Source organism: Latilactobacillus sp., assembly GCF_033176295.1.
Classification (GTDB): Bacteria; Bacillota; Bacilli; order Lactobacillales; family Lactobacillaceae; genus Latilactobacillus; species Latilactobacillus sakei.
Genome location: NZ_JAMQEX010000006.1, coordinates 30,215 through 55,685 on the forward strand (window position 1 = coordinate 30,215; position 25,471 = coordinate 55,685).

Genomic DNA, 25,471 nt, shown 5'->3' on the forward strand with positions numbered 1-25,471 from the left:
AGATTTAATAATGAGAGTAATGATATCTGGCGGTGGCACAGGTGGCCACATTTACCCAGCACTAGCCTTAATTGAACGTCTAAAACAACGTGGTTTGTTAGATGCCGTATTATATGTCGGAACAGAACGTGGTTTAGAAAGTAAAATTGTGCCTGATCAGGGGATTGATTTTAAAACACTTGAGATTCAAGGGTTTAAACGCTCAATGAATCTTAACGGGATTAAAACCAATCTTAAAACAATCGAATTGTTTATGAGCAGTATTAAGTCTGCTAAAAAAATGATTAAAGAATTCAAACCAGATGTTGTCATTGGGACTGGTGGTTATGTGTCAGGGTCACTGTTATATGCCGCAAGTCGTTTAAAAGTACCAACGATTATTCATGAACAAAATTCAGCAGCCGGTGTGACGAATAAATTCTTAGCACGGTTCGTTGATAAAGTGGCAATTTCTTTTGAATCTGTTAGCGATCAATTTCCAATGCACAAAGTCGTTTTAACAGGGAATCCACGGGCCCAACAAGTGGCCGGAATGGTTCCCAATGAACGCTTAAGCGAATTTGGTTTAAAAACGGATAGTCCAACTGTCATGATTTTTGGGGGTAGTCGTGGCGCCCCAAGTATCAACAAGGCGTTTATTGATGCGGTGCCACTTTTAAACGAACGTGACTATCAAGTCCTATTCGTTTCTGGTCAAGTCCATTACGAAAATGTGCAAGCAGCCTTAGCTAATACTACGTTAAATAGTAATTTGGCGTTTGTGCCTTATATTAGTAATATGCCCGAAGTATTACCTGACTTGAAGGCAATTGTCGGCCGGGCTGGTGCCACTAGTCTTGCTGAAATTACGGCATTGGGGATTCCATCAATTTTAATTCCTAGTCCATACGTGACAAATGATCATCAAACTAAAAATGCGCAAAGTTTAGTGAAAGAAGACGCCGCTATTTTAATTCCAGAACCAGAATTAACAGGTGCTAGTCTTGTTAAAGCACTAGATACACTATTCGAAACGCCAGAAAAACAACATGCGATGGCTAAAGCTGCTAAGAAGAGTGGTATTCCGGATGCATCAGACCGGATTATTGAGGTCATTGAAACGATTATTTAATTGTAGAAAGAAGCGTGTGACTTGAAAAATAATAAAAAGCAGCTCGGGTCACATGATCCGCTACAGTTATTAAAGGTGTGGCGCGCCTACCAGATTAAACGGTGGAAACGGCAACGGCGACAACGTTTAAAACCGGGGCGCCCAACAATTACCAATCAACTACCGCAGTTAAAGAAACAACGTGGTAAAAAGATCAGATGGCAACTAGTGGTCATTCTAGGGATTTTTACTTTAGGTAGTTTGACTGCAACTTATTTCATCTCAACAAAAAGTGATATTCAACAGTTAGCCGTTAACGGCACAAAGTCGGTACCCGATCAACAGGTCATTAATGCAAGTGGGATTCAGCTTGGCGATAATGTGTTGTGGCAATTAATGCACCACACGAAAACTAAGTATAATATTCAAACGAAATTACCTAAGATTAAACAGGTTGGCTTGCAAGTGAGCCAAATAAATCATGTTGCAATCAACGTTTCAGAGTATAAGACGGTGGGGTATATGTTTAAGCATAAGCAGTATTACCCAATCTTAGAAAATGGGACTATTTTAAAAACGAAAATGACCCAGTCATTAGGGAATAGTCCGGTTTACAGCCATTTTAAAAATGATCGTTATTTGAAACTGGGCCTTAAGCTTTATAATGATATTCCTGATAGCATTCAAAGTGCGGTTTCTGAGATTCGTTTAACGGCACAAAATGATAATCCTTATCAAGTTCACTTATATATGAATGATGGTAACGAAGTAATTGGTGATTTAAGAACGTTGGCCAAAAAAATTAAATATTATCCTGTTTTAGTGAAACAAATGGATGGCAAGGGTAAAATTGACCTTGAAGTGGGTGCGTATTCAAAATTATTTAAGCAATCGAAGTCGTAATCGCTTAAATAATTAGTTAACGGGCTTCAAATAACATTCTAAGGCTTTCTAAACCTAGTCGAAATGTGGTACTATTTAGCATAGGAATCATTTTATTCTAATTGAATGCAAGGAGGTTCCACATATTTAATGGAGAATTCAAAAATATATGTTGGGCTTGATGTTGGAACTACTTCAATTAAAGTTATTGTTGCAGAATCAATGAATAAACAATTAAACGTGATAGGTGTTGGGTCGGCAAGATCTAATGGGTTGAGTCGCGGCACAATTGTTGATATTGATCAAGCAGTTTCCGCTATTCAACAAGCCGTTCAACAAGCAGAGCAAAAAGCAAATATTGAAATTACACAAGTTGTCGCAGGTATTCCAGCTAATCTATTACAGATTGAAGAATGCCAAGGCATGATCGCCGTTTCTGATCAATCAAAAGAAATAACAAGTCAAGATGTACAAGATGTTGCAAGCGCCGCTTTAGTGCGGAACTTACCACCAGAACGTGAGATTTTAACGGTCTTACCAATGCAGTTTACTGTAGATGGTTTTGACGGAATTAAAGATCCTCGCGGGATGATGGGTGTGCGTCTTGAAATGTCAGGAATTTTATTCACGGCACCTAAAACAATGATTCACAACTTAAAGAAATGTATTGAAAAAGCAGGTCTTGAACTCTCACAACTGGTCGTTAATCCATTAGCATTAGGTAAATTAGCGTTATCAGATGGGGAACAAGACTTTGGCGCAATTATTGTTGATCTTGGTGGTGGTCAAAGTACCGCTGCAGTTATTCATGATCATCAATTAAAATTTACTGCAATTGACCAAGAAGGTGGCGACCACATCACCAAAGATATTTCAGTGGTCTTAAATACATCAATTGAGAATGCAGAAAAAGCTAAACGTGATTATGGGAATGCGGATTCACTAGTTGCTTCAGAGGAAGAACAAATTCCAATCGAAGTCGTGGGTCAAACAGCGCCGATTCAAATCACTGAGAAGAAACTAGCTGAAATTATCGAAGCACGTATGATGCAAATCTTTGATCGTCTCAAGACGGCCTTGGATAAAGTCAATGCGTTCGATATGCCGGGCGGAATTGTCATGACCGGCGGTGTGACAGCTTTACCTGGAATTGTTGATTTAGCACAGGAAGTTTTTAATTGCCCTGTTAAACTCTACATTCCAGATCAAATGGGATTACGTCATCCTTCGTTTGCGCAAGGGTTAAGTTTAATTAACTACATAGCTAACTTGACGGAAGTGGATTGGCTGGTTCAAAGTGCGCTTGGCAATGTCGAGCAATTTGAAGCACGTCAAACAGCGACGAAGTCAACTGCTAAGACTCAAGCGACACCTAAAGAAGCACCACAAAAGAAACATAAAACTGAATCAAAGCATACATTCGAAGGCCTAAAAAGTTTCTTTAGTAACTTTTTTGAATAGGGCTAGTCGTTACAGGAGGAAAAGCATATGGAATATTCATTAGATGCGGAACAAGAAAACAATGGCGCAGTTATTAAAGTAATTGGTGTCGGCGGTGCTGGTGGCAATGCCGTTAACCGAATGATCGATGAAGGCGTTAAAGGCGTTCATTTTATCGCGGCTAATACTGACGTACAAGCGCTTGAAGATTCAAAAGCAGAAACAAAAATCCAATTAGGACCTAAATTGACACGCGGTTTAGGTGCAGGTTCAACACCTGATATTGGTCAAAAAGCTGCCGAAGAAAGTGAAGAAGTTTTAGCAGAAGCCTTAAAAGGCGCTGATTTAATCTTCGTTACTGGTGGTATGGGTGGCGGTACTGGTACCGGTGCAGCCCCAGTTGTTGCTAAAGTCGCTAAAGACTTAGGCGCATTGACTGTTGGTGTTGTGACACGTCCATTTACATTCGAAGGCCCTAAACGTGGTAAAAACGCTGCTTCAGGGATTGCTGAATTAAAACAACATGTTGATACATTAGTCATTATTGCTAATAACCGTTTACTTGAAATTGTTGATAAGAAGACACCAATGTTGGAAGCTTTCCACGAAGCTGATAATGTTTTACGTCAAGGGGTTCAAGGGATTTCAGACTTAATCACATCACCTGGTTATGTCAACTTGGATTTTGCTGATGTTAAAACAGTAATGGCAAACCAAGGTTCTGCCTTGATGGGGATTGGTTCAGCTACTGGCGAAAACCGGACAGCAGAAGCAACGAAGAAGGCTATTTCATCACCATTATTGGAAGTTTCAATCGATGGCGCAGAACAAGTCCTCTTAAACATCACTGGTGGCCCAGACTTGTCATTATTTGAAGCACAAGATGCTGCTGGTATCGTTCAACAAGCTGCAACAAGTGAAGTCAACTTAATCTTCGGGACATCAATCAATGAAAATCTTGGAGACGAAGTTGTCGTAACTGTGATTGCAACTGGGATCGATAACGATGGTAAAACACCAAAACGTCCAGAAGCTGCTCAAACAACAAGTCAACCTGTACAACCTAGTACACCTAAACAAACAACTAATGACGATCCTTTCGGCAATTGGGACATGCGTCGTGAACCTAATCCACGCGAACAAGCGAAAGCGACTGAAAAATTTGATGAAGTTGAAAAGAAAGACTTCGACATCTTCAAACGAACAGCACAAGTAGACAGTGACGCTGTGGATACAAAACAAGATAACAATGATGTACCCCCATTTTTTAAACGACGTCGTAAATAATTAGGAGGATGACTGATGGCTGGTAAATTTAGTTTCAGTAATTTTTTCGGCATGACAGAAGATGAAGATTATTCGACTGATCTGCAAGGAACCAAGACAACTGATGAAGTCAGTCCAACATCACGTCCGGATAATATTATTTCAATGACCGCCGCAGGCAATGCTAAGATGAATAAAATCGTACTTTGCGAACCACGTATTTACTCTGACGCTAAAAAAGTTGGTAAGCATTTACTCGAAAATAAAGCCGTTATTGTTAATTTTACGAGAATTGAGGGTGCACAAGCGTCACGCATAATTGATTTTCTGACCGGGACAGTTTTCGCAATTAATGGTGAAATTCAACGGGTCGGTGAACAAATCTTTTTATGCACGCCACCAAACTATGAAATTGACGGTAATCTATCCGATATTATCGATCAAAATGATTTTGATTCTGAGGTGAACTAAGTGCAATTTGTAATCTATTTATTAATGTTCCTAATGCAAGCCACAAGGATTTATGTGGGCATCATCTTTATTTATTGTCTATTAACTTGGATTCCAGGTGCGATGGATTCTAAATTAGGTCAGCTACTTGCGAGATTGGTTGAACCCTTCTTAGGGGTTTTTGACCGGATCATACCAGCAATTGGTGGTATTGGTTTTTCCGCCATCATTGCTGGCTTTGTCTTGTATTTAGTCGAACGTGGCTTAGGGACGATTATTCAAATCTTAGCCATGAGGTATTACTAAGATGGCTGATAACGAAGCTGTTTATCAGCACTTTAGAAAAAGTGAAGCGCCATTTGTTGCACAAGTTCTTGATTGGATTGAACAAGCAACAACTGAATACCGTGCAATATTAACGGATTTTTTAGATCCTAGACAGGCTTACATTCTACAAACCTTAATTGGTGAAAAGGGTGAGCTTAAATACCATTTCAGTGGGGGCTACAATGCTGCTGAACGACAACGTGCGTTGATTGCACCAACTTATTTTGAACCTGAGGAAGCCGATTTTGAAATCCAACTCTTTGAAATTCGTTATCCAATTAAATTTGCACAGCTTTCGCATGGTAAGATTTTAGGAACATTGGTCAACGCTGGTATTGATCGAAACGTGTTTGGTGATATCATGACGGATGGTCAACGGTGGCAATTTTTTGTCACAACTAAGATGGCTGACTATGTGGTGAATCAGATTACGAAGATTGGTAAAGTTACTGTTCACCTTGAAGAACAAGCCTATACTGAGTTGATTATCCCCAGGGATGCTTGGCAGTTTGAACAGCTATTAGTCAGTTCATTCCGACTAGATACGATTATCGCGGCAGTTTATAATATGTCACGGCAACGTGCTAAAGAGCTTGTTCAAGGTAATAAAGTGAAATTGAATTGGCAAGCCTTTGATAAGCCTGATTTTGAATTAGACTTATTAGACATTATTTCTGTCCGTGGCTATGGGCGTATTCAGCTCAAATCAATTGATGGTCAAACGCGTAAAGAAAAATACCGTGTGACACTTGGTATTCTAAGAAAATAATAGAAATGTTGAAAATGACGGAGGGATTTCAGAATGGTTTTAACACCTTTAGATATTCATAACAAAGAGTTCGGCAATAAGATGCGGGGATATAATCCTGATCAAGTTAATGACTTTTTAGACCAAGTGATTAAGGATTACGAATCAGTTTTAAATGAAAATGATGCTTTAAAAGCAGAACTAAAATCAAGTGATGAAAAGGTCACTTACTTTAACGAATTAAAAGATGCCTTGAACCAATCAATTATTGTGGCCCAAGAAGCAGCCGATAAAGTTAAAGAAAATGCTAAAAGAGAAGCTGAAATTATTCAAACTGAAACAGAAAAGAATTCTAAATCAATGTTGAATGATGCGACTGAAAAAGCCAACCACATTATTGAAGATGCAACTGAACGTGCTAAACAAATCGCCATCGAAACAGACGATTTGAAGAAACAAACACGCGTTTTCCGTCAAAGATTACAAGTGATGCTCGAATCACAATTGGAAGTTGTTAAGAGCCCCGAATGGACAGACCTATTATCTAAAGATGATTTAGCTGGTCATGAAGCATTATCTGCAGAAATTGACCTCACAGACCTTGACAGCAAGAAGCATAATCTAGTAGACTCAGAGACAGTAGTTAAACCATGGGATGATATTACGACTGATGACTTTTCTGATCAAACAACCCATACGATTGTTTTCCCTGATGATAAGTTACCAGAAGTAGCTGATGAAGAAGCACCTGAAGAACCAGTCATTAAGGCCGATACTTTAGATGATGAAATTCAATCAGAAGAAACTCATAATGACTATGGCTATAATCCAATCGAAGAAGACGATAGCGAACCATTAACAGACAATAACAAGAATTAACAAATTAAATAACATTTAAGCGAGCCAACGACTGGTGGAAGGTTGGTAATGCTCTATTTAGTGTGTATCACCTTGTTGTTTTTCAGATGAATCAAGTAGTTTGGAACGGCCAATGCCCGTTAACGCATCTTAAGGAGGGTCTTTGACTCTCAAAATTAGGTGGTACCACGAAGATTTCGTCCTATACGGGGCGGGGTCTTTTTTGTTTTAAAAAATTGAGGAGTGATTTAATGCGTATCAAAGAAACATTAAACTTGGGTAAGACAGCTTTCCCAATGCGAGCAGGTTTGCCTAATCGTGAAATCGATTGGCAAAAAGGTTGGGCCGATAACAACCTTTATCAACAACGGCAAAAATTAAATGAAGGTAAACCATCATTCGTACTTCATGATGGGCCTCCATTTGCTAACGGTAATATCCACATGGGTCACGCCTTAAATAAAACAAGTAAAGATATCATCGTTCGTTACAAATCAATGAACGGTTTCCGCGCACCTTTTGTCCCTGGTTGGGATACACATGGTTTGCCAATCGAACAAGCCTTGGCTAAAAAGGGTATTAAACGGAAGGAAATGAGCCTTGTTGACTACCGTAAACTTTGTTACGACTATGCCATGGAACAAGTCAACACGCAACGCCAAGATTTCAAACGCCTTGGTATTTCTGCTGATTGGGATAATCCATACATCACTTTAACAGCTGATTTCGAAGCTGAAGAAATTCGTGTCTTCGGTGAAATGGCTAAAAAAGGCTATATCTATAAAGGTAAGAAGCCCGTTTACTGGTCACCTTCATCAGAATCAACATTAGCTGAAGCTGAAATTGAATACAAAGACATCAAGTCACCATCAATGTACGTTGCGTTTAACGTTGTTGATGGTAAAGATTTATTAGATGCTGACACAAAATTCATCATCTGGACAACAACACCATGGACAATTCCTGCTAACTTAGGGATTGCTGTTAACCCAGCTTTTGATTATGTTCAAGTATTAGCTGACGGTCAAAAATACGTTGTTGCTGCAGAACGTTTGAACAAGATGACTGATCTTCTTGGTTGGGAATCAGTTGAAATCTTGAAGACTTTCAAGGGTGCTGACATGGAATTAATGACAGCCCGCCACCCATTATATGACCGTGAATCATTGGTGATCTTAGGGAACCACGTGACATTAGAAACTGGGACTGGTTTAGTGCATACGGCACCAGGTCACGGTGAAGATGATTACAACGCTGGGACAAAATATAAGTTACCAGTGCTTTCAGTCGTTGACAGCAAAGGGATTATGACTGAAGATGCCCCTGGCTTTGAAGGTGTTTATTACGACAAAGCAAACCCAATGGTGACAGAAGCGCTTGAAAAGAACGGCTCATTATTGAAACTCGACTTCTTCACGCATAGTTACCCACATGACTGGCGGACAAAGAAACCAGTTATCTTCCGAGCAACAGCACAATGGTTTGCTTCAATCGATGCGTTCAGAGATCAAATCTTGGCACAAATCGAAAAAGTTGAATTCATGCCAGAATGGGGTAAGACGCGTCTTTACAACATGATTCGTGATCGTGGCGATTGGGTTATCTCTCGTCAACGGGCATGGGGTGTGCCATTACCAATCTTCTACGCTGAAGACGGTACAGAAATCATCACACCAGAAACAATCGAACGTGTGGCACAACTCTTTGCAGAACACGGTTCAAACGTTTGGTTTGAATGGGATGCTAAAGACTTATTACCAGCTGGCTTTACACATCCTGGTAGCCCAAATGGTGAATTTACAAAAGAAAAAGATATCATGGATGTTTGGTTTGATTCAGGTTCATCACATCAAGCTGTTTTAGCTGCTCGTGATGAATTAACTTATCCAGCAGACTTAATCTTAGAAGGTTCAGATCAATATCGTGGTTGGTTTAACTCAAGTTTAATCACGAGTGTTGCGGTTGGCGAAGTGAGCCCTTATAAGGCTGTTATCTCACAAGGCTTCGTCTTAGACGGTAATGGTCGTAAGATGAGTAAATCACTTGGGAATACAATCCTACCTGAAAAGATCATCAAACAAATGGGTGCAGATATTGTCCGCCTCTGGGTAGCCTCAGTCGATGCTAGTTCAGATGTGAAAGTGACAATGGAAAACTTCCAACAAGTCAGTGAAGCTTACCGGAAGATCCGGAACACAATGCGCTTTATGATCGCTAACACAACCGACTTTGATCCTGCCAAAGACACAGTTGATTACGCAGAATTAGGCTCAGTTGATAAGTTCATGTTGGTTCGCTTAAACGCAATCATTGCAAGCTGTAAAGCTGCTTACGATGCTTACGATTTTGCCACAGTTTATAAGACAATCAATATGTTCTTAACGAACGAATTATCAGCCTTCTACTTAGACTTCGCTAAAGATGTTGTTTATATTGATGGCCAAAATGATGCGCCTCGTCGTAACATGCAAACTGTTTTCTATGCAGTAGCAGTTGCCTTGACGAAGTTATTAACACCAATCTTGCCACATACAGCTGAAGAAATCTGGAGCTACTTACATGAACCAGAAGAATTCGTTCAATTAGCTGAAATGCCAGAAGTGGCACATTTTGCCGGTGAAGAAGACTTAGTCGCTACATGGAATGCTTTCATGGGTATTCGTGACGATGTCTTAAAAGCCCTTGAAACGGCCCGGATGGACAAGGTCATCGGTAAGTCATTAGAAGCTGCCGTAACACTTTATCCAAACGAAGCCAATGCTGCTTTATTAGCTTCATTAGATGCTGACGTTAAACAATTATTGATTGTCTCACAATTAACAATTGCTGACCAAGCTGTAGAAGCCCCAGCAGAAGCCACACAATTTGACGGCGTTGCTGTTAGTGTTGCTCATGCCGAAGGTGACGTTTGTGATCGTTGTCGGATGATTAAGACCGATGTCGGTTCAGACGACAAGTTCCCAATGCTTTGTGCGCGTTGTGCTGCGATTGTCACAGCCAACTACCCAGAAGCAGTTGCTGAAGGTTTAGAAAAATAAACATGATGCTTAAAAAAGCTCAGATATACCGCGTTATTGCGGCAATCTGAGCTTTTTTTGTTCGAAAAATTTGATAACGATTACATTAATCTTAGTCTTTGTTAATGTTTAAACATGACTTATCATTTTTTTGATAAACTAGAAGAGGAAAAATTAAGAAGGGGTGGGTAAATGAGGAAAGGACAAGTTATGAAGCAACATATGGCATTAATTTTAATGCAATTATTATCAAAGAAACGGCAACGAAAATTAACCGTCGCTGAGTTTTTAGAACAGGCAGAGGTCTCACGAACGACCTTTTATTATCATTTTCCAAATGGGATGTGTGGTCTGTTTAGATGGACATTAGAGCAAGAGGTACTAGCACTGGTGAGGCAGGCGATTTGCGCCGGCCACTGGGAAGAGGGCTGTCACGAGATGGTCCAATTCATTATGCGTTATCCTGAATTTTGTTTAAATCTCTATCGTTTCTCGGATGAAATGCTGCGTTGTGCTTTCTTTGAATCCTTCACAACGGCTGTCTTTAAACAAGTACTTGAAAAATATCGACCACACTATACTGATTCGGAGTTGAAAGACTTTGAGATCTTTTACAGTGGGGCACTCATTAACCAAATTGATCGTTGGTTTGAAGGTAATTTAAAAGAATCTGGCGAGGCCGTTGATGTGCGCGTCTGTTTTAATTTACGTCAAATCGAACGGCTGATGAAATAACAACTGTACAAATGAAGCGTTTTGTTCGGGATTAGAACAAGACGGCGTGTTTGTCAGTGGTGATGAAATCATGATTTGGTAAACTAAGAGTGTACCAAAATAAAGGGAAACGCAACAACCATCATGGAAAGCTCGACCAATTGGTCGGGCTTTTTATGATAGTTACGTTGCAATATGATTGAACGAAAAATTGATTTATAGTCGTTTGATTGACTGTTATTAGACTGACTCTTTTACCCGTGTAAAGGCCTCTGTTAAGCATTTTTGAATGCTATAATAAAAAAATCTTGAGTATTGTGATAACAATGGAGGAGTAAATTATGAAAGCCTATCAGACAATTTTATTATCGAGTATGGTTTTAAGTACACTAAACACGGGGACCGTATTAGCCGATACAGCTAATCAAAAAACAACTACGGATCAAACAGAACGGACCAAGGCCGTTAGAACTTACAGATAAAAGGATGATTAGCGAATGAGACAATTGATATTAGTCAGTCATGGTGATTTGGCCAAAAGTTATTTAACGAGTTTAGATATGATTGCCGGCGGGCATGATAATGTAACGGCCATCACCTTCGATTGTGAAATTAGTAAGACGTTATTAGGTGATCAAATTGAAGTTGCGCTTAAACCAGATGCACAAGACCAGATGCACAAGAAGTGATAATCGTTGTTGATTTACCAGGCGGGATGCCATGTAATGTCGTACTAGAACGCTATTTAACAGATGAGCGCATCACAATTTTAGCCAGTTTGAACTTACCAATGATTTTAGAGCTTTATTTAAATCTTGGTCAGGCAGATTATCAAATGTCACAAGTGATTAAAACGGCTATTTGTAATACCTATGATGTGAAACAACAACTCAGTAACCAGACTGAAGACGATGAATAAAACTAAAAAGAGCAAGCCAAACATCTGGAAAAGATGAGGGGCTTGCTCTTTTTTGATATGTCAATACAAAGTAAAACTTTAATCTGTTCTCATTAGCTTATAGTTCATTCCCCTTCCCATATGCGTTATACTAATAGTCAGTAACTAATCTGAGCAATTCATTAAGAGGAATTTAAATGCGTAAAAAACTAGTCATTACTGAAAAACCGAGCGTTGCTAAAGAGCTTGCCAAGGTTCTCGGTACTAATCAGAAAACTAAAACCTATTTTGAAGGCGATCAATACGTAATTACATGGGCGTTTGGTCATCTTTTATCATTACAATTACCGGAAGATATTAAAAAAGAGTGGCAACAATGGCGTTTAGAAGATTTACCAATCATTCCTAAGCATATCGGGCTTAAACCACTTCCTAAAACGGGTGGGCAATTAAAGGCTATCAGCCATTTGGCGCATCGTCAGGATATTTCAGGGGCAGTCATTGCGACTGATTCTGGCCGTGAAGGGGAAGCTGTTGCCCGTTATATTTTGGAATGGATTAAATTTGATAAGCCAGTCGAACGACTTTGGATTTCATCACAAACGACCAAGGCGATTAAAGACGGTTTTGCCAATCTGAAACCAGCTAAGCAGTTTGATAATTTGTACGCTTCAGCGCTTGCGCGGGGCCATGCGGATTGGTTGATTGGCTTGAACGTCACGCGGGCCTTAACGACGAAATATGAAGATAATTTGTCAGCAGGGCGGGTTCAAACACCAACATTGGCTTTTGTGAACGAAACAGCGCAACAAATCAGTCGTTTTAAACCTGAAAAATATTACACAATTCAATTGAAAGTTGGCCAAGAACAAGCCACGCTCCAAATGGCTAAACCACAGGGCTTAAAAGACCGTGCGCAAGCCGAAACGCTAGTCGCTAAATTGAAGCAGGCACAAGGTAAAGTGGGTAGTGTCAAGACGAGCCAAAAATCACAAGCTGCACCACTGCCTTATGATTTGACGGAATTACAACAAGTTGCCAATGCGATGTACGGCTTGTCGGCTAAAAAGACGTTGTCATTGATTCAATCATTATATGAAATTCATAAAGTTGTTAGTTATCCGCGGACGGATTCTAAATATCTTTCAACAGATATTGAAGGCACATTGAAGGAACGTTTATCGGCCTTAGTGAAGTTTGATCCGCGCGCCAAACAATACTTAGGGCAGGGCGCTAAAGTGAAACAACCGGCTGTTTTCAACGATCGAAAGGTCACTGATCACTACGCCTTAATTCCAACCGAAGAACCAGTCAGAGCTGAAAAATTATCTACCGATGAATTGCGGATGTACCGTTTAATTGTCGAACGCTTTATGGGCTTGTTTGCGGATCAATATGTCACAGCCGTTACAAAAGCGACTGTTCAGTTTGGTGATCACACCTTTACCTTCAAACAAACTAAAGTCGTTCAACAAGGTTGGCACGCGGATTCAAAAGAAACACCAACTACAAGTGTTGATTGGCAAGAAGGCGCAGTGGTGCCTGCTGACTTTTCAATTAAGGAACAATTAACATCAGCGCCGAAACCCTTAACTGAAGGGACCTTATTAGGTAAGATGGAACACTATGGCTTGGGCACACCAGCAACGCGGGCCGAAATTATCGAAAAATTGGTGCGTAGTGAACTCTTAGAACGCCGTGGCCATTCCTTAGCAGTGACACCTAAGGGGCAACAACTGTTGAAATTGGTTAATAAAACATTGGTCTCACCAGAATTGACCGGTAAATGGGAGAATTCATTAGAGGCGATTGCGCGTGGTCAAGAAAATCAAAAAGCGTTCATCACTGAAATCGAAGCGGCCACTAAGACCTTGGTTTCTGAGATTAAAAAGAGTGAAACTGAATATCACGATTTCGCGATTACCAACAAGAAATGTCCAGAATGTGACCATCCGTTGAAGGAGCGTAATACGCGTGACGGCAAGGTTTACGTCTGCACAAACTGTCATTATCGGCGTCGTAAAGATCCCAAAGTTTCCAACCATCGGTGCCCACAATGTCATAAGAAAATGGTCATCATTGAAGGACAAGCCGGTGCTTATTTCCGTTGCTTGAATGATGGAACGACAGAAAAAATGCTCGATAAAAAAGATTGTAAGAAGAAAATTTCAAAACATGAAGAACGCCGCCTAATTCAAAAAGTAAACCAAGAAGAAGAGCCAGCTGAAAGTCCACTAGCAGCAGCATTGCGCAAGGCAATGGAGAAATAACGGATTCAAAAAAAGTATGCGGTTAATATTTGAATATAAACATAACTCGTATATAAATTAGTATTATTTCAATTTATAAAAAGAAGCAGTCCCCGTTAGAAAACCTAACCGTGGCTGCTTCTTTTTTAGAATCGATTTTTGATATTATTGACGGTATTTTCTGTCCCTTTTACAATCGGATGATTATCTTTTACTTGAATGTTGGCATCTAAGTGAGAACGACCGGTTGCGTAGTCAAAGGCGACGCCGGGTTCGATGTTCCAGACATAATCGTTGAAATTAAGGGTGCCATCTGTCGAGATGGCTTGGACCCAGTAACCGCGGGGCATTAATTCATTACCACGAAAGACGGTTGTCACTTTATAGATTACTTTTTTATTAGCGGCCAGTGCGTTACGGACCTTTTCTTCGAAAATCTGCATTGTCTTTTGATTACTATATTCGGTTTGAGTCGCCAGGTTTAACGGATTATCTAAACTACCTGGCTGCCCCGATTGAAAGTGACCATTTTGATCAAAATTAAAACTAATGGTGTAAGCAATCAGGTGGCCACGGTTTTGAGGTGTGATGCGGCGACCGTTGACGACCAGTGGTTGATTATGCCAACCAGTCGGATTCCAAACTTGGCGTGAGCGCCCTTCAGATTTCCCTAGGTTGCGGGAAGACAGATAGGCTGTTGCCGAAGTGGTTCGATTGAGTTGATCTAATTGGCCGTAATCGATTTTTTCGCTGGTCCAATCTGCACTAGTCAACTGGCTTTTGTCGTTGTTGATGGCAAGATAAGCGGCGCTGCCATTTTCAAAGTCGCGGTTAGCAATTGCCTGATAATCGGGACTGACTTGCGCCTGTTGTATGGTGGATTGTGTAATGGCGGGGATTTTCTGGGTGATATCTTGCAGGATATTATTGCGACCACCCAAATAACCAATCGCAAGGATGGCGACGGTTAATAATAGCCGACGCATTTTTTTCGTTTTCAAAATAGTGACTCCTAACATTATCTGATTTTACTATTATACCGTGGAATGGGAATAAGATATGGTAAAAAAGGGCTGGGACAAAATTTACTTTTGTCCCAGCCCCATACTCATTATTTTGAACTATTACGCAATGTTAGTGACGTCCCAATCGTAATGACTTGTGGAATGACTTGTTCCGCGTCGAGTTGCTTAATTAATAATTCAGCTGCTGATTGGCCCATTCGTTCGGTGTAGACCTTGACCGAGCTGAGTGTTGGGAACGTGTATTGGCAGATTGACGTGTCATTAAAGCTAATCAAACTGAGTTGCTCAGGCACTTTGATGGCTGCTTCGTGAAGGGCGCGCAGTGCGCCAACCGCCATGGCGTCGTTAGCGATGAAGAGTGCTTCTGGTAAGTTATCGGCCTGTTCATGAAGTAACTGTGTAATGAGCTGGTAACCAGATTCCGGTGTGAAATCGCCGGTAAGTAGCCATTCGGGATGGAAGTTGTTTTGCTTTTTAAGATAATGTTTGAAGTGGGTTGAGCGGGGGTCGGTGCCCAATTTAACATTGTCGGACGTGCTTTCTTGGCCTGTTAACATCCCGATTTTCGTTAAACCACTCGCCATAAAATGATCGACAACTGCTTTGACCGGTGTTTTGAAATCGGTCATGACACAACTAATCTCGTAGTCTAAGGTATTCATATCAATAAAGACGAGATTGCGGTTTAATTTCTTTAAACGGGTAATCTGACCCAAGCTGTATTTACCGATGACAATGACACCCGCGGCATCAAAAAGGGTATCGAAAGGATCGTTTTGAAAAAAACGAGTGACTTCAAAACCGAGTTCTTGCAGCTTCTTTTCAACGCCCAGGCGAATTGATAGGTAGTAGAGGTCTTCCAATTCTTCTGTAGCGGTATACCATTCGACAATGGCGATGCGGCCCCGATGGTTATTATTTTTTTTAGTATTTTTAGTGTAGCTAAGGCTTTCAGCAGCTTCAAAAATGCGTTGGCGGGTTTCATCACTCACAGAAAGGGACTGATCGTAATTTAAAACCCGGGAGACAGTTGCGTTTGAAACTTTAGCTAATTGTGCGATATCTTTAATAGTTGCCAAGGTGCACCTCTCAATTCAGTGTTTACTACTATCTAGTTTAGCATACTACCCGAAAATAATGCGCGCGTTAAAAAAATAGTTTGATTTTTTAGTAAATGTTTAGTAAAATGAAAGCGATTAATAAAGGAGGAATTTACTATGAACATGACAGAATTGAATACCGCATTTAAAGCAGCCTACAACAAGGAACCTGAAGCAAGTTACTTTGCCCCTGGTCGGATCAACTTAATTGGTGAACATACAGATTATAACGGCGGACACGTTTTCCCAACAGCAATCACATTAGGGACATACGCAGTCGTTGCTAAACGTGAAGACCAAACAATCAATCTTTTATCAGGCAACTTCGAAGATGCCGGTGTCATTTCATTTGACCTTAGCGATTTATCATATCAAAAAGCACACAACTGGGCCAACTATCCTAAAGGCATGATTGTTTACTTACAAGAACAAGGTTATACAATCGATCATGGTTTGGATATTTATTTAAAAGGTAATATTCCCAATGGTGCTGGTTTATCATCGTCAGCTTCAATCGAATTATTAATGGGTGTTATTTTAGAAGACCAATTCAACTTAGATATCGACCGTGTGGACCTTGTTAAAACAGGGATGATGGTTGAAAATAAATTTATCGGTGTTAACTCAGGTATCATGGATCAATTCGCAGTTGGGATGAGCAAGGCTAACCACGCTATTTTACTTGATACCAACACCTTGGATTATGATTTGGTCCCAATCGACTTACAAGACAACGTGATCATCATCATGAACACTAACAAACGTCGTGAATTAGCTGATTCTAAATATAACGAACGTCGTAGTGAATGTGAAAAAGCATTAGCGATTTTACAAACTAAGAATGATATCAACTCATTAGGTGATTTAGATAACGAAACATTTGATCTACAAACATACATGTTACAAGACGAAAACCTATTAAAACGTGCTCGCCATGCTGTATCTGAAAACCAACGGACAATGAAGGCTAGAGAAGCCCTCAAGAACAATGACCTTGAACGCTTCGGTAAGTTAGTGAACGCATCACACGTGTCATTACAATTTGATTATGAAGTAACAGGGATTGAATTAGATACATTAGTTCAATCAGCTTGGCAACAACCTGGCGTCTTAGGCGCTCGGATGACTGGTGCTGGCTTTGGCGGTTGTGCCATTGCGATTGTTGCAAAAGACCAAGTTGATAATTTTGAAGAAAATGTTGCTAAGGCTTATACAGATAAAATTGGTTATGCCCCAAGCTTCTATGTCGCAGAAATCGCAGACGGTGCTAAGAAGTTAGGTTAATCATTAAATTAGGAGGGGTTTCAATATGTCAATTCTAGTATTAGGCGGTGCCGGGTATATCGGTTCCCATACAGTTGATCAATTAATTGAACGCGGTTATGACGTCGCAGTTGTCGATAATTTAGTTACGGGACATAAGGCAGCGATTAACGCCAAAGCCCGTTTTTATAAGGGTGACGTACGCGATAAAGAATTTATGCGCAACGTTTTCCAACAAGAAGACGTTAGTGGTGTCATTCACTTTGCTGCCTTTTCAATCGTGCCAGAATCAATGCAATCGCCATTAAAATATTTTGACAACAATACTTATGGGATGACGGCGTTACTTGAAGTGATGAACGAATTCGGCGTTAAACGGATCGTCTTTTCATCAACGGCGGCGACTTATGGGGAACCTAAGGCAATTCCAATTAAGGAATCCGACCCACAAGTACCAACCAATCCTTACGGTGAGAGTAAGTTGATGATGGAAACAATGATGAAGTGGGCCGATAAAGCTTACGGCATCAAATTTGTCGCCTTACGCTATTTCAACGTTGTTGGTGCCAAACCAGATGGGTCAATTGGTGAAGATCATCATCCAGAAACGCACTTGTTACCAATCGTATTGCAAGTCGCTGCTGGTAAACGTGATCAATTATCAATCTTTGGTGACGACTACGATACGCCAGATGGGACAAACGTCCGCGATTACGTACACGTATTAGATTTAGCGGATGCGCACATCTTGGCCTTTGAATATCTCAAAGACGGCCATGATAGCAACGCCTTTAACTTGGGCTCATCAACTGGCTTTTCAAATATGGAAATTGTCGAAGCTGCTCGTAAAGTGACTGGCAAGGCAATTCCTGTGACAATGGCTCCTCGTCGTGCCGGTGATCCAAGCACATTGATTGCCGCAAGTGACAAAGCGCGTGAAACGCTTGGCTGGGTCCCTAAATATGACAATATGGAAGCAATTATTGAAACCGCATGGAATTGGCACTTAAACCATCCTAATGGTTATGCAGATCGGTAGAGGAAAGAATATGCAAGCAAGAGAATTGATTCAAAAGTTTATTACAAAAGTCAGCACTTTTCCAGAAACAACTTATACGGCTGAAGATGAACAATATTTATTTAACGTTGTCCTCGACTTAGTTGGCGAAGGTGATGAGACACCAGTTGTTGCACAAGAGACGACAACTTTGATTGACTTGAAAGAAGCGTTGGTCCAATTGGCAGTTGACCATCAGCGGATTCAAGATTTAGCGGCTGAACGCGATATTTTGGGCGCTAAGTTGATGGATTTGGTGACACCATTGCCAAGTGCCGTTAACAAGCGTTTTTGGACGTTATACGAAAAGGACCCAGAAAAGGCGTTGGCTTATTTCTACGAATTAAGCCAAGCCAACGATTATATCAAGGTTGCCGCAATCGCGAAGAATATCGCTTATGATGTACCCACTAAATATGGCGATTTAGAAATTACGATTAACCTTTCAAAACCTGAAAAAGATCCTAAGCAAATTGCGTTAGCTAAAACAATGAAGCAAACGGGTTATCCTAAATGCCAACTTTGTTTAGAAAATGAAGGGTATGCGGGTCGGTTGGATTTCCCAGCGCGGCGTAACCATCGAATTGTGCGCTTTGATTTAGAACAACAAACATGGGGCTTCCAATATTCGCCATATGCTTATTTCAATGAACATTCAATCTTCTTGGATGGCAAACACGAACCAATGGTGATTGATCAAACCACGTTTAAAAACCTACTACAAATTGTTAAACAGTTCCCTGGCTACTTTGCCGGGAGTAACGCTGATTTGCCTATCGTAGGGGGCTCAATTTTAACGCATGAACATTATCAAGGTGGCCGGCATGATTTTCCAATGGCCAAAGCGCCAATCAGCACACCACTTCAATTTGCGGGTTATGATGATATTCAAGCCGGAATTGTTGATTGGCCAATGTCGGTGATTCGTTTGACAGGCAGTGATGCTAAACGCATTGAAACACTTGCTGCTGACATTCTGACTAAGTGGCAACACTACAGTGATCCAGAAGTCCAAGTCTTAGCGCAAGAAGCAGACGGGACACCGCATCACACTATTACACCGATTGCGAGAATGCGTGGGGATCAATATGAAATTGATTTGGTCTTACGTGACAATCAAACATCGCCAGAACATCCAGATGGTATTTATCATCCACACGCAGATGTCCAACATATTAAAAAAGAAAATATTGGTTTAATCGAAGTCATGGGCTTAGCGATTCTACCACCACGTTTGAAGTCTGAAATGGCAGAAGTTGAAAAATACCTCTGTGATCAACCAAATGAAATGGCCGCTTATCACAAAACATGGGCCGACCAAATCAAGGCTGATCATTCAGCAGTCACACCAGCCAATGTTACGGCATTGGTTCAAAATGAAGTCGGTAAAGTCTTCATGCGTGTTTTAGAAGATGCAGGTGTCTTCAAGCGCGATGCAAAAGGACAAGCAGCATTTATCAAATTTACAGAGCGTGTCAACAATGCCTAAAAAGTGTTGCTGACAACCTGTTAAAAATCAATTGGAGGTCAAGTCATGAAATATTGGCGTCAGGAATTTGGGACGATTAATGGTCAGACTGTTTGGCAACATTGGTTAGAAAATAGTCAGGGCTATCAATTAGCAGTTATCGATTATGGGGCAACCATCACGAATTTAGTGATGCCCGATAAGGCGGGACAATTTAAAAATGTGGTGATCGGTTACGATAATTTAGCGGATTATCTCAAACAAGAAGCTTACTTTGGCGCGACTGTTGGTCGGGTAGCCGGTCGAATTGGTAAGGGGGCCTTCACATTAGACGGCCACGATTATCAATTACCACTTAATAACGGCGAAAACACCAATCATGGTGGTCCTAATAGCTTTGAATCTCAAGTTTGGCAAGCAAGCGTTGAAGAACAAGCCGACGCAATTAGCGTTACTTTTAAATTAACAAGTCCTGACGGTGCCAATGGCTTCCCAGGAAACCTGTCAGTTGCGACGACTTATACCTTGAATGAAAAGAATGAATGGTTGGTTGATTACCAAGCAACATCTGATCAAACAACGCTTTTCAACCCAACTTGTCACGTTTATTTAAACTTAACAGGGGACTTCGATCAATTAGTTGACGGTCATCAATTGCAAATCGACAGTGATCGTTTCGGCGAAATTCAACCAGATGGTCTACCAACCGGGCAATTATTGCCAGTTGATCAAACTGTTTTCGATTTACGGCAACCACGTGCAATCGCTGATGCTTTTGCTAGTCAAGAAACACAAAATAAATTGGTAAATGGCTACGATCATCCATTCTTATTAAATAAAAATGCTGATCGAAATGATGCGGTTTTAATCGAACCAACTAGTGGTCGCTCGCTAACGATTAATACGGAAGGTAATGCAATTGTCATCTACACTGCCAACGGTTTCGGGAGCGAACCAAACTTGACTGATAAAGCGATTCAACCGCACGAAGCGGTCGCAATTGAAGCCCAAATGATGCCGGATGCGATTCATCATGCGGACTTTGGCAATGTTATTTTAAAGGCCAATGAACAGTACCATCGGCAAACATGTTACAAGTTAAATTAATCAGAGTTTCTGATTGCGTGCGGTTACAAAATCACGTATAATGAACTTGTTTAGAAGACCAATACGGTTGGCTAGATAATATAGTGTATTTTAAAGGAGTAACATCATGGAAAAAGGAACAGTAAAATGGTTTAACAATGAAAAAGGTTTTGGCTTTATCTCAGTTGAAGGCCAAGACGATATCTTCGTACATTTCAGTGCTATCCAAGACGAAGGCTTCAAATCATTAGAAGAAGGCCAAGCCGTAGAATTCGACATCGTTGAAGGTACACGTGGTGCACAAGCTGCTAACGTTAAAAAACTATAATCTTAAAAAAGATTAATAATACTTTGAAGAAGGTGCCGGACTGATTAGTCTGTGGACCTTCTTTTTAATAGATTGATGATAATTAGATTGACAAGCGGTGTTAAATCGATTAACGTATAACCATAGTTAAATATCAATGACCGCGTAATGAGTAGAGAATAAGCCGCTATACCAGAGAGCTGGGATTGCTGGGAACCAGTATATGCTTAGAATCGAATTACAATGCGCTAAGTGGTCAGACGTGTGATTGACGTACCAATCAATGAGTGATGCTAGGCAACTGGCATAATTCGGGTGGTACCGCGAACTTAAATTTTAAGTCGTCCCTATAATCTTCTCACGAGGATTATGGGGACTTTTTTTATTATATTAGGAGGGTTTCAAATGCAAAAGAATATTATTGATGAATTAACATGGCGCGACGCAATTAACCAACAAACAGATGCTGACGGTTTACGTGAATTAACTGAAAAGAAGAGTATCTCATTATACTGTGGGGTTGATCCTACTGGCGATAGTATGCATATCGGGCATTTAATTCCCTTCATGATGATGAAACGCTTCCAGTTGGCTGGCCATCACCCATACATCGTTATCGGTGGCGGAACAGGTTCAATCGGTGATCCAAGTGGTCGTAAATCAGAACGTCAACTCCAAACAATGGAAATGGTTCAACATAACGTTGAAGCTTTATCAGGCCAAATGAAACGTTTATTCGGCGAAGATGCCAACGTTTCAATGGTTAACAACTACGACTGGTTATCAAAAATTTCATTGTTAGATTTCTTACGTGATTACGGTAAGTTATTCAACATCAACACAATGTTGGCTAAAGACGTGGTTGCTAGTCGTTTAGACGTTGGGATTTCATTTACTGAATTCACATACCAAATCTTACAATCAGTCGATTTCATGCACCTTTACAAAGCACACGATGTGCAACTACAAATCGGTGGTGCTGATCAATGGGGTAATATTACTTCAGGGATCGATATGATTCATAAAATTGAAGGTAGCGAAACAGAAGTCTACGGCTTAACAATTCCATTGATGCTCAAGGCTGACGGGACGAAGTTTGGTAAGACAGCTGGCGGTGCCATCTGGTTAGATCCTGAAAAGACAACACCATACGAATTCTACCAATTCTGGTTAAACCAAGATGACCGCGATGTTGTTAAATACTTGAAATACTTCACTTTCTTAGATGAAGCTGAAATTAACGAACTCGCTAAAACAGTTGAAACAGCCCCTGAAAAACGTGAAGCACAACGTCGTTTAGCTGAAGAAGTGACACGTTTTGTTCACGGCCAAGCTGAATTAGAAGGTGCCCAAAAGATTACGGAAGTGCTTTTCTCAGGTGATATCAAAGCCTTAGATGTCAAAGAAGCAGAACAAGCTTTCCAAAAAGCACCAACAGTTGAAATCACAGCTGAAAAGAAAAACATCGTTGATTTCTTAGTGGATGCTGGAATTGAATCATCAAAACGGCAAGCACGTGAAGATGTGCAAAATGGGGCCATCACAATTAACGGTGACCGTCTCCGCGAAACAACACTTGAAATTGACCCAAGCGAAAACTTCGAAGGTAAATTTGTCATTGTCCGTCGCGGCAAGAAAAAATATTTCTTGGCAAGAGTAAAATAAGTGCGTTCAAACTGGGTATACTTCGAGGACTAGCCTAGTCTCGTGAATGAGCGACGCAGTCGATTGTTTGCGGGACGTAGCTAACCGCAGAAGTATGGTTTGAAGAGCACGTTAAAAATCACCCCCAACCCTCTTTTCGAGCGTTTGGGGGTGATTTTTTATATTTAATTTTCTGAAAGAAGGGTATACTTATTATTAAATAAATTGAAAAGAAAGAAAGTGACTTACAGATGGCGTTAAGTTATGCAGATAATCCGCAGGTTCAAAAGAATCGTTGGCGGATATTAACGGCGGTGGGGCTTTTTACCTTCATGGCCACCCTCGATGGGAGTATCGTCAATATTGCGTTACCTGTCATGAGTCGGGATTTGAAAATTCCGATGAATCAATCAGAATGGATCGTCTCGATTTATCTGATTATGATTTGTGCACTACTGCTATTATTTGGTAAAGTTGGCGATGCCTTCGGGAAAGTTAAAGTTTTCAAGATTGGGACTCTTCTTTTCGTATTGGGCTCATTACTATGTGGGTTTAACGGTGGCCTACCATTGTTACTTGGTGCGCGGGTCGTTCAAGCGCTAGGGGCTTCAATGACAATGAGTAATAATAATGGGATTATCACCGAAGTTTTCCCATTAAAAGAACGAGGCCGAGCATTAGGGTTAACCGGTTCATTTGTGGCTTTAGGCAGTATCGCGGGTCCCGGGATCGGTGGTTTAATCCTCGCGCACTTTAGTTGGGGCTATATTTTCTGGATTAACGTGCCAATTGGTATTTTAACAATTATTTTTGGGCATTTTATTTTACCAAAAGATATTATTAAAACGCATGAAAAAATTGATTATGCCGGATTTGTCAGTTTTGCGGCCTTGATTGTCAGCTTGTTCCTTGGCATTTTTATCGGCCAACAAATTGGCTTTACATCACCAATCATTTTAACGGCTTTTGTGGTAGCCTTGATCAGTGCCGGGATTTTTGTTTGGATCGAACAACATGTTGAACAGCCCTTATTATCATTTAGATTATTCAAAAATGTTGATTTTAGCTTGAGTTTATTATGTGCATTCTTAATTTTTATCGTTAATTTCTTCTTCAACGTCATTTCACCATTCTATTTGGAAAATGCATTGGGTTTAGCGCCTAATTTGGCCGGTTATAGTTTAATGATTTTCCCAATTGTGCAAGTGGTTGTAGCACCGATTGCTGGTAGTATTTCAGATAAAATTGGCCCAGAGCTATTAACTTTTGTCGGCTTGATTTTAATCTCAATTAGCCAAGTCGGTTATATGTTGATGAATTTACAAACGCCAATTTGGTTATTCATGTTCTTCGTCGGTTTAGTCGGACTGGGCAATGGGATTTTCCAAGCGCCCAATAACACGATCGTCATGAGTTCAGTTGGGGTTCAAGACTTGGGGGTCGCCGGTGGGATTAACGCCTTAGCGCGTAACTTAGGCATGGTCTTTGGAATTTCACTATCGACAACAGTCTTGTACGCCGCAATGAGTCGTAATTACGGTCAAAAAGTAACGGGGTACATTCCAGGTCACGCGGACGTCTTCATTGCCGGGATGCACGATGCTTTCATGGTCGCCTTGGTTATTTGCTTGATTGCGACAGCCTTAACAGGTTGGCGAATGTTGAAACATCGTCATTAAAATAAAAGCCATCAATTCTTTTAGGAATTGATGGCTTTTTCGTTAGCTGAAATTTGGCGGCTCTTAATCAAATACTGTGCGAGCGTTATGATAATCAGAACGTTACTGAACTGAAAATGATACCGCTGGAGCGGCAATCCGACAAGAAGCACTAATAAAAGGATTAAGTAGTCTTTTTGTCGTACGGTTTGAGCAGGTTTAAGATTGATGAAAACCCCTATCATTAGGGCGAATATGAAAAAGAGTGTGATGAAGTAAAATAGGTTAAACGTTGGTTCTGATGGTGCTCTGAGTTCTAAGTAGTTACTTAGAATTAAACCCCATAAATTAATGATTAAGTAAAGATGGCGTTTGGAAAAGGGTATTGGTTTGAAGGCCATTTTTGTGATAAATAATCGTGTAAAAAGCCAGATGCCCCAAATACCGATTAAGGTTTGACTGAGATAAACAATCATTAAAATGAAAGTAATTCGAGAATTAAAAACCGATGCTACTGCTGTTATACCAACACTTGTGTTGGTGAAAAAAGCAACTACGGTGAGTGTGATATCAGATAATCCAAGTATCAATAAACTCGTCAAGGCGAGAGATACGTTAATTTGACATCTTATCTGATAAATTAAAATGGCTAATAATAAACATAATATTACTGCCGTGATATCCGATACCAATATGCCTTTTGGTGCCATACGGCAGACGAGTCTATAGGACCACTCAAAGAATGGAAAATCCCAAAATAGATTTTCGTTACCAGTTAGATCAATCAAACGGGTGTATAATTCGCTAGTCAGCCGGATGACACTCATACTGATCTGGCCTAGAAGAACGATCAATAAAAACCAATGACTGACTCGGGGGTGACCAATAATTTTCCAATTTTTCTTTTTAAACATCTACAAGAAC

24 protein-coding genes and 1 other annotated feature are annotated in these 25,471 nt (G+C 40.5%); of the genes, 21 read left to right on the forward strand and 3 right to left on the reverse strand.

What is annotated here, in order from left to right; all coding sequences use genetic code 11:
* The first annotated feature begins 10 nt into the window (after positions 1-10).
* From murG to NDN60_RS04470, 14 genes are all read left to right on the forward strand, one after another.
* Positions 11-1,111: an undecaprenyldiphospho-muramoylpentapeptide beta-N-acetylglucosaminyltransferase gene (gene murG, locus NDN60_RS04405; protein ID WP_035146272.1), complete on the forward strand. Its 1,101-nt coding sequence runs from the start codon at positions 11-13 to the stop codon at positions 1,109-1,111.
* 21 nt (positions 1,112-1,132) lie between these two features.
* Complete coding sequence (locus NDN60_RS04410) at positions 1,133-1,993, forward strand: cell division protein FtsQ/DivIB (protein WP_011374456.1); 861 nt, start codon at positions 1,133-1,135, stop codon at positions 1,991-1,993.
* Positions 1,994-2,122: 129 nt separating this feature from the next.
* On the forward strand, positions 2,123-3,433 hold the full coding sequence (ftsA, locus tag NDN60_RS04415; RefSeq protein ID WP_011374457.1) for a cell division protein FtsA: 1,311 nt from the start codon (positions 2,123-2,125) through the stop codon (positions 3,431-3,433).
* Positions 3,434-3,460: 27 nt separating this feature from the next.
* A complete protein-coding gene (ftsZ, locus tag NDN60_RS04420) occupies positions 3,461-4,699 on the forward strand; it encodes a cell division protein FtsZ (RefSeq protein WP_011374458.1) in 1,239 nt (412 codons plus the stop codon).
* A gap of 15 nt (positions 4,700-4,714) precedes the next feature.
* Positions 4,715-5,149 carry a cell division protein SepF gene (locus NDN60_RS04425; RefSeq protein WP_011374459.1) on the forward strand — a complete coding sequence of 145 codons (435 nt, stop codon included), beginning with the start codon at positions 4,715-4,717 and terminating at the stop codon, positions 5,147-5,149.
* Positions 5,150-5,434: a YggT family protein gene (locus NDN60_RS04430; protein ID WP_011374460.1), complete on the forward strand. Its 285-nt coding sequence runs from the start codon at positions 5,150-5,152 to the stop codon at positions 5,432-5,434.
* Between the two features lies 1 nt (position 5,435).
* Positions 5,436-6,224, forward strand: a complete 789-nt coding sequence (locus NDN60_RS04435; RefSeq protein ID WP_016264915.1) for a YlmH family RNA-binding protein — start codon at positions 5,436-5,438, stop codon at positions 6,222-6,224.
* A 33-nt stretch (positions 6,225-6,257) separates the two neighbouring features.
* Positions 6,258-7,082, forward strand: coding sequence for a DivIVA domain-containing protein (locus tag NDN60_RS04440; protein ID WP_011374462.1), 825 nt, complete (start codon positions 6,258-6,260; stop codon positions 7,080-7,082).
* Positions 7,060-7,269: a binding site (T-box leader), on the forward strand. It overlaps the preceding gene by 23 nt.
* 43 nt (positions 7,270-7,312) lie before the next feature.
* Positions 7,313-10,099: an isoleucine--tRNA ligase gene (ileS, locus tag NDN60_RS04445; RefSeq protein ID WP_056948364.1), complete on the forward strand. Its 2,787-nt coding sequence runs from the start codon at positions 7,313-7,315 to the stop codon at positions 10,097-10,099.
* Between the two features lie 171 nt (positions 10,100-10,270).
* On the forward strand, positions 10,271-10,813 hold the full coding sequence (locus NDN60_RS04450) for a TetR/AcrR family transcriptional regulator (RefSeq protein ID WP_011374464.1): 543 nt from the start codon (positions 10,271-10,273) through the stop codon (positions 10,811-10,813).
* Positions 10,814-11,133: 320 nt separating this feature from the next.
* Positions 11,134-11,274 carry a hypothetical protein gene (locus NDN60_RS04455; protein ID WP_011374465.1) on the forward strand — a complete coding sequence of 47 codons (141 nt, stop codon included), beginning with the start codon at positions 11,134-11,136 and terminating at the stop codon, positions 11,272-11,274.
* 15 nt (positions 11,275-11,289) lie between these two features.
* Positions 11,290-11,481 carry a PTS mannose transporter subunit IIA gene (locus tag NDN60_RS04460; protein ID WP_011374466.1) on the forward strand — a complete coding sequence of 64 codons (192 nt, stop codon included), beginning with the start codon at positions 11,290-11,292 and terminating at the stop codon, positions 11,479-11,481.
* A 26-nt stretch (positions 11,482-11,507) separates the two neighbouring features.
* Positions 11,508-11,711, forward strand: coding sequence for a hypothetical protein (locus NDN60_RS04465; protein WP_143457229.1), 204 nt, complete (start codon positions 11,508-11,510; stop codon positions 11,709-11,711).
* 176 nt (positions 11,712-11,887) lie between these two features.
* Positions 11,888-13,960, forward strand: coding sequence for a DNA topoisomerase 3 (locus NDN60_RS04470; protein ID WP_011374468.1), 2,073 nt, complete (start codon positions 11,888-11,890; stop codon positions 13,958-13,960).
* A gap of 125 nt (positions 13,961-14,085) precedes the next feature.
* On the opposite strand, the gene NDN60_RS04475 is transcribed toward NDN60_RS04470, so the two are convergent.
* Positions 14,086-14,940, reverse strand: coding sequence for a DNA/RNA non-specific endonuclease (locus NDN60_RS04475; RefSeq protein WP_025015835.1), 855 nt, complete (start codon positions 14,938-14,940; stop codon positions 14,086-14,088).
* Positions 14,941-15,050: 110 nt separating this feature from the next.
* Entirely contained in the window at positions 15,051-16,043 is a 993-nt protein-coding gene (locus tag NDN60_RS04480) for a LacI family DNA-binding transcriptional regulator (protein WP_016264958.1), read from the reverse strand.
* A 138-nt stretch (positions 16,044-16,181) separates the two neighbouring features.
* Between NDN60_RS04480 and NDN60_RS04485 the strand changes: the two genes are divergently transcribed.
* The 7 genes from NDN60_RS04485 to NDN60_RS04515 all read left to right on the forward strand — a co-directional run bounded on the left by NDN60_RS04485 (position 16,182) and on the right by NDN60_RS04515 (position 24,568).
* Complete coding sequence (locus tag NDN60_RS04485; protein ID WP_056948366.1) at positions 16,182-17,348, forward strand: galactokinase; 1,167 nt, start codon at positions 16,182-16,184, stop codon at positions 17,346-17,348.
* A 25-nt stretch (positions 17,349-17,373) separates the two neighbouring features.
* Positions 17,374-18,366 carry a UDP-glucose 4-epimerase GalE gene (gene galE, locus NDN60_RS04490; protein WP_056948368.1) on the forward strand — a complete coding sequence of 331 codons (993 nt, stop codon included), beginning with the start codon at positions 17,374-17,376 and terminating at the stop codon, positions 18,364-18,366.
* A 10-nt stretch (positions 18,367-18,376) separates the two neighbouring features.
* The gene (gene galT, locus NDN60_RS04495) at positions 18,377-19,873 is read left to right on the forward strand and encodes a UDP-glucose--hexose-1-phosphate uridylyltransferase (protein WP_056948370.1); all 1,497 of its coding nucleotides are present in this window, start codon (positions 18,377-18,379) and stop codon (positions 19,871-19,873) included.
* A gap of 45 nt (positions 19,874-19,918) precedes the next feature.
* Positions 19,919-20,959 carry an aldose epimerase family protein gene (locus NDN60_RS04500; RefSeq protein ID WP_056948372.1) on the forward strand — a complete coding sequence of 347 codons (1,041 nt, stop codon included), beginning with the start codon at positions 19,919-19,921 and terminating at the stop codon, positions 20,957-20,959.
* A gap of 106 nt (positions 20,960-21,065) precedes the next feature.
* Positions 21,066-21,266 carry a cold-shock protein gene (locus NDN60_RS04505; protein ID WP_011374475.1) on the forward strand — a complete coding sequence of 67 codons (201 nt, stop codon included), beginning with the start codon at positions 21,066-21,068 and terminating at the stop codon, positions 21,264-21,266.
* A gap of 384 nt (positions 21,267-21,650) precedes the next feature.
* Positions 21,651-22,910, forward strand: a complete 1,260-nt coding sequence (gene tyrS / locus NDN60_RS04510; protein WP_011374476.1) for a tyrosine--tRNA ligase — start codon at positions 21,651-21,653, stop codon at positions 22,908-22,910.
* A 230-nt stretch (positions 22,911-23,140) separates the two neighbouring features.
* Positions 23,141-24,568: an MFS transporter gene (locus NDN60_RS04515; RefSeq protein ID WP_016264963.1), complete on the forward strand. Its 1,428-nt coding sequence runs from the start codon at positions 23,141-23,143 to the stop codon at positions 24,566-24,568.
* Positions 24,569-24,588: 20 nt separating this feature from the next.
* Here the strand turns inward: NDN60_RS04515 and NDN60_RS04520 are convergent, their stop codons facing one another.
* Positions 24,589-25,461: a hypothetical protein gene (locus tag NDN60_RS04520; RefSeq protein ID WP_099947644.1), complete on the reverse strand. Its 873-nt coding sequence runs from the start codon at positions 25,459-25,461 to the stop codon at positions 24,589-24,591.
* Between the last annotated feature and the right edge of the window lie 10 nt (positions 25,462-25,471).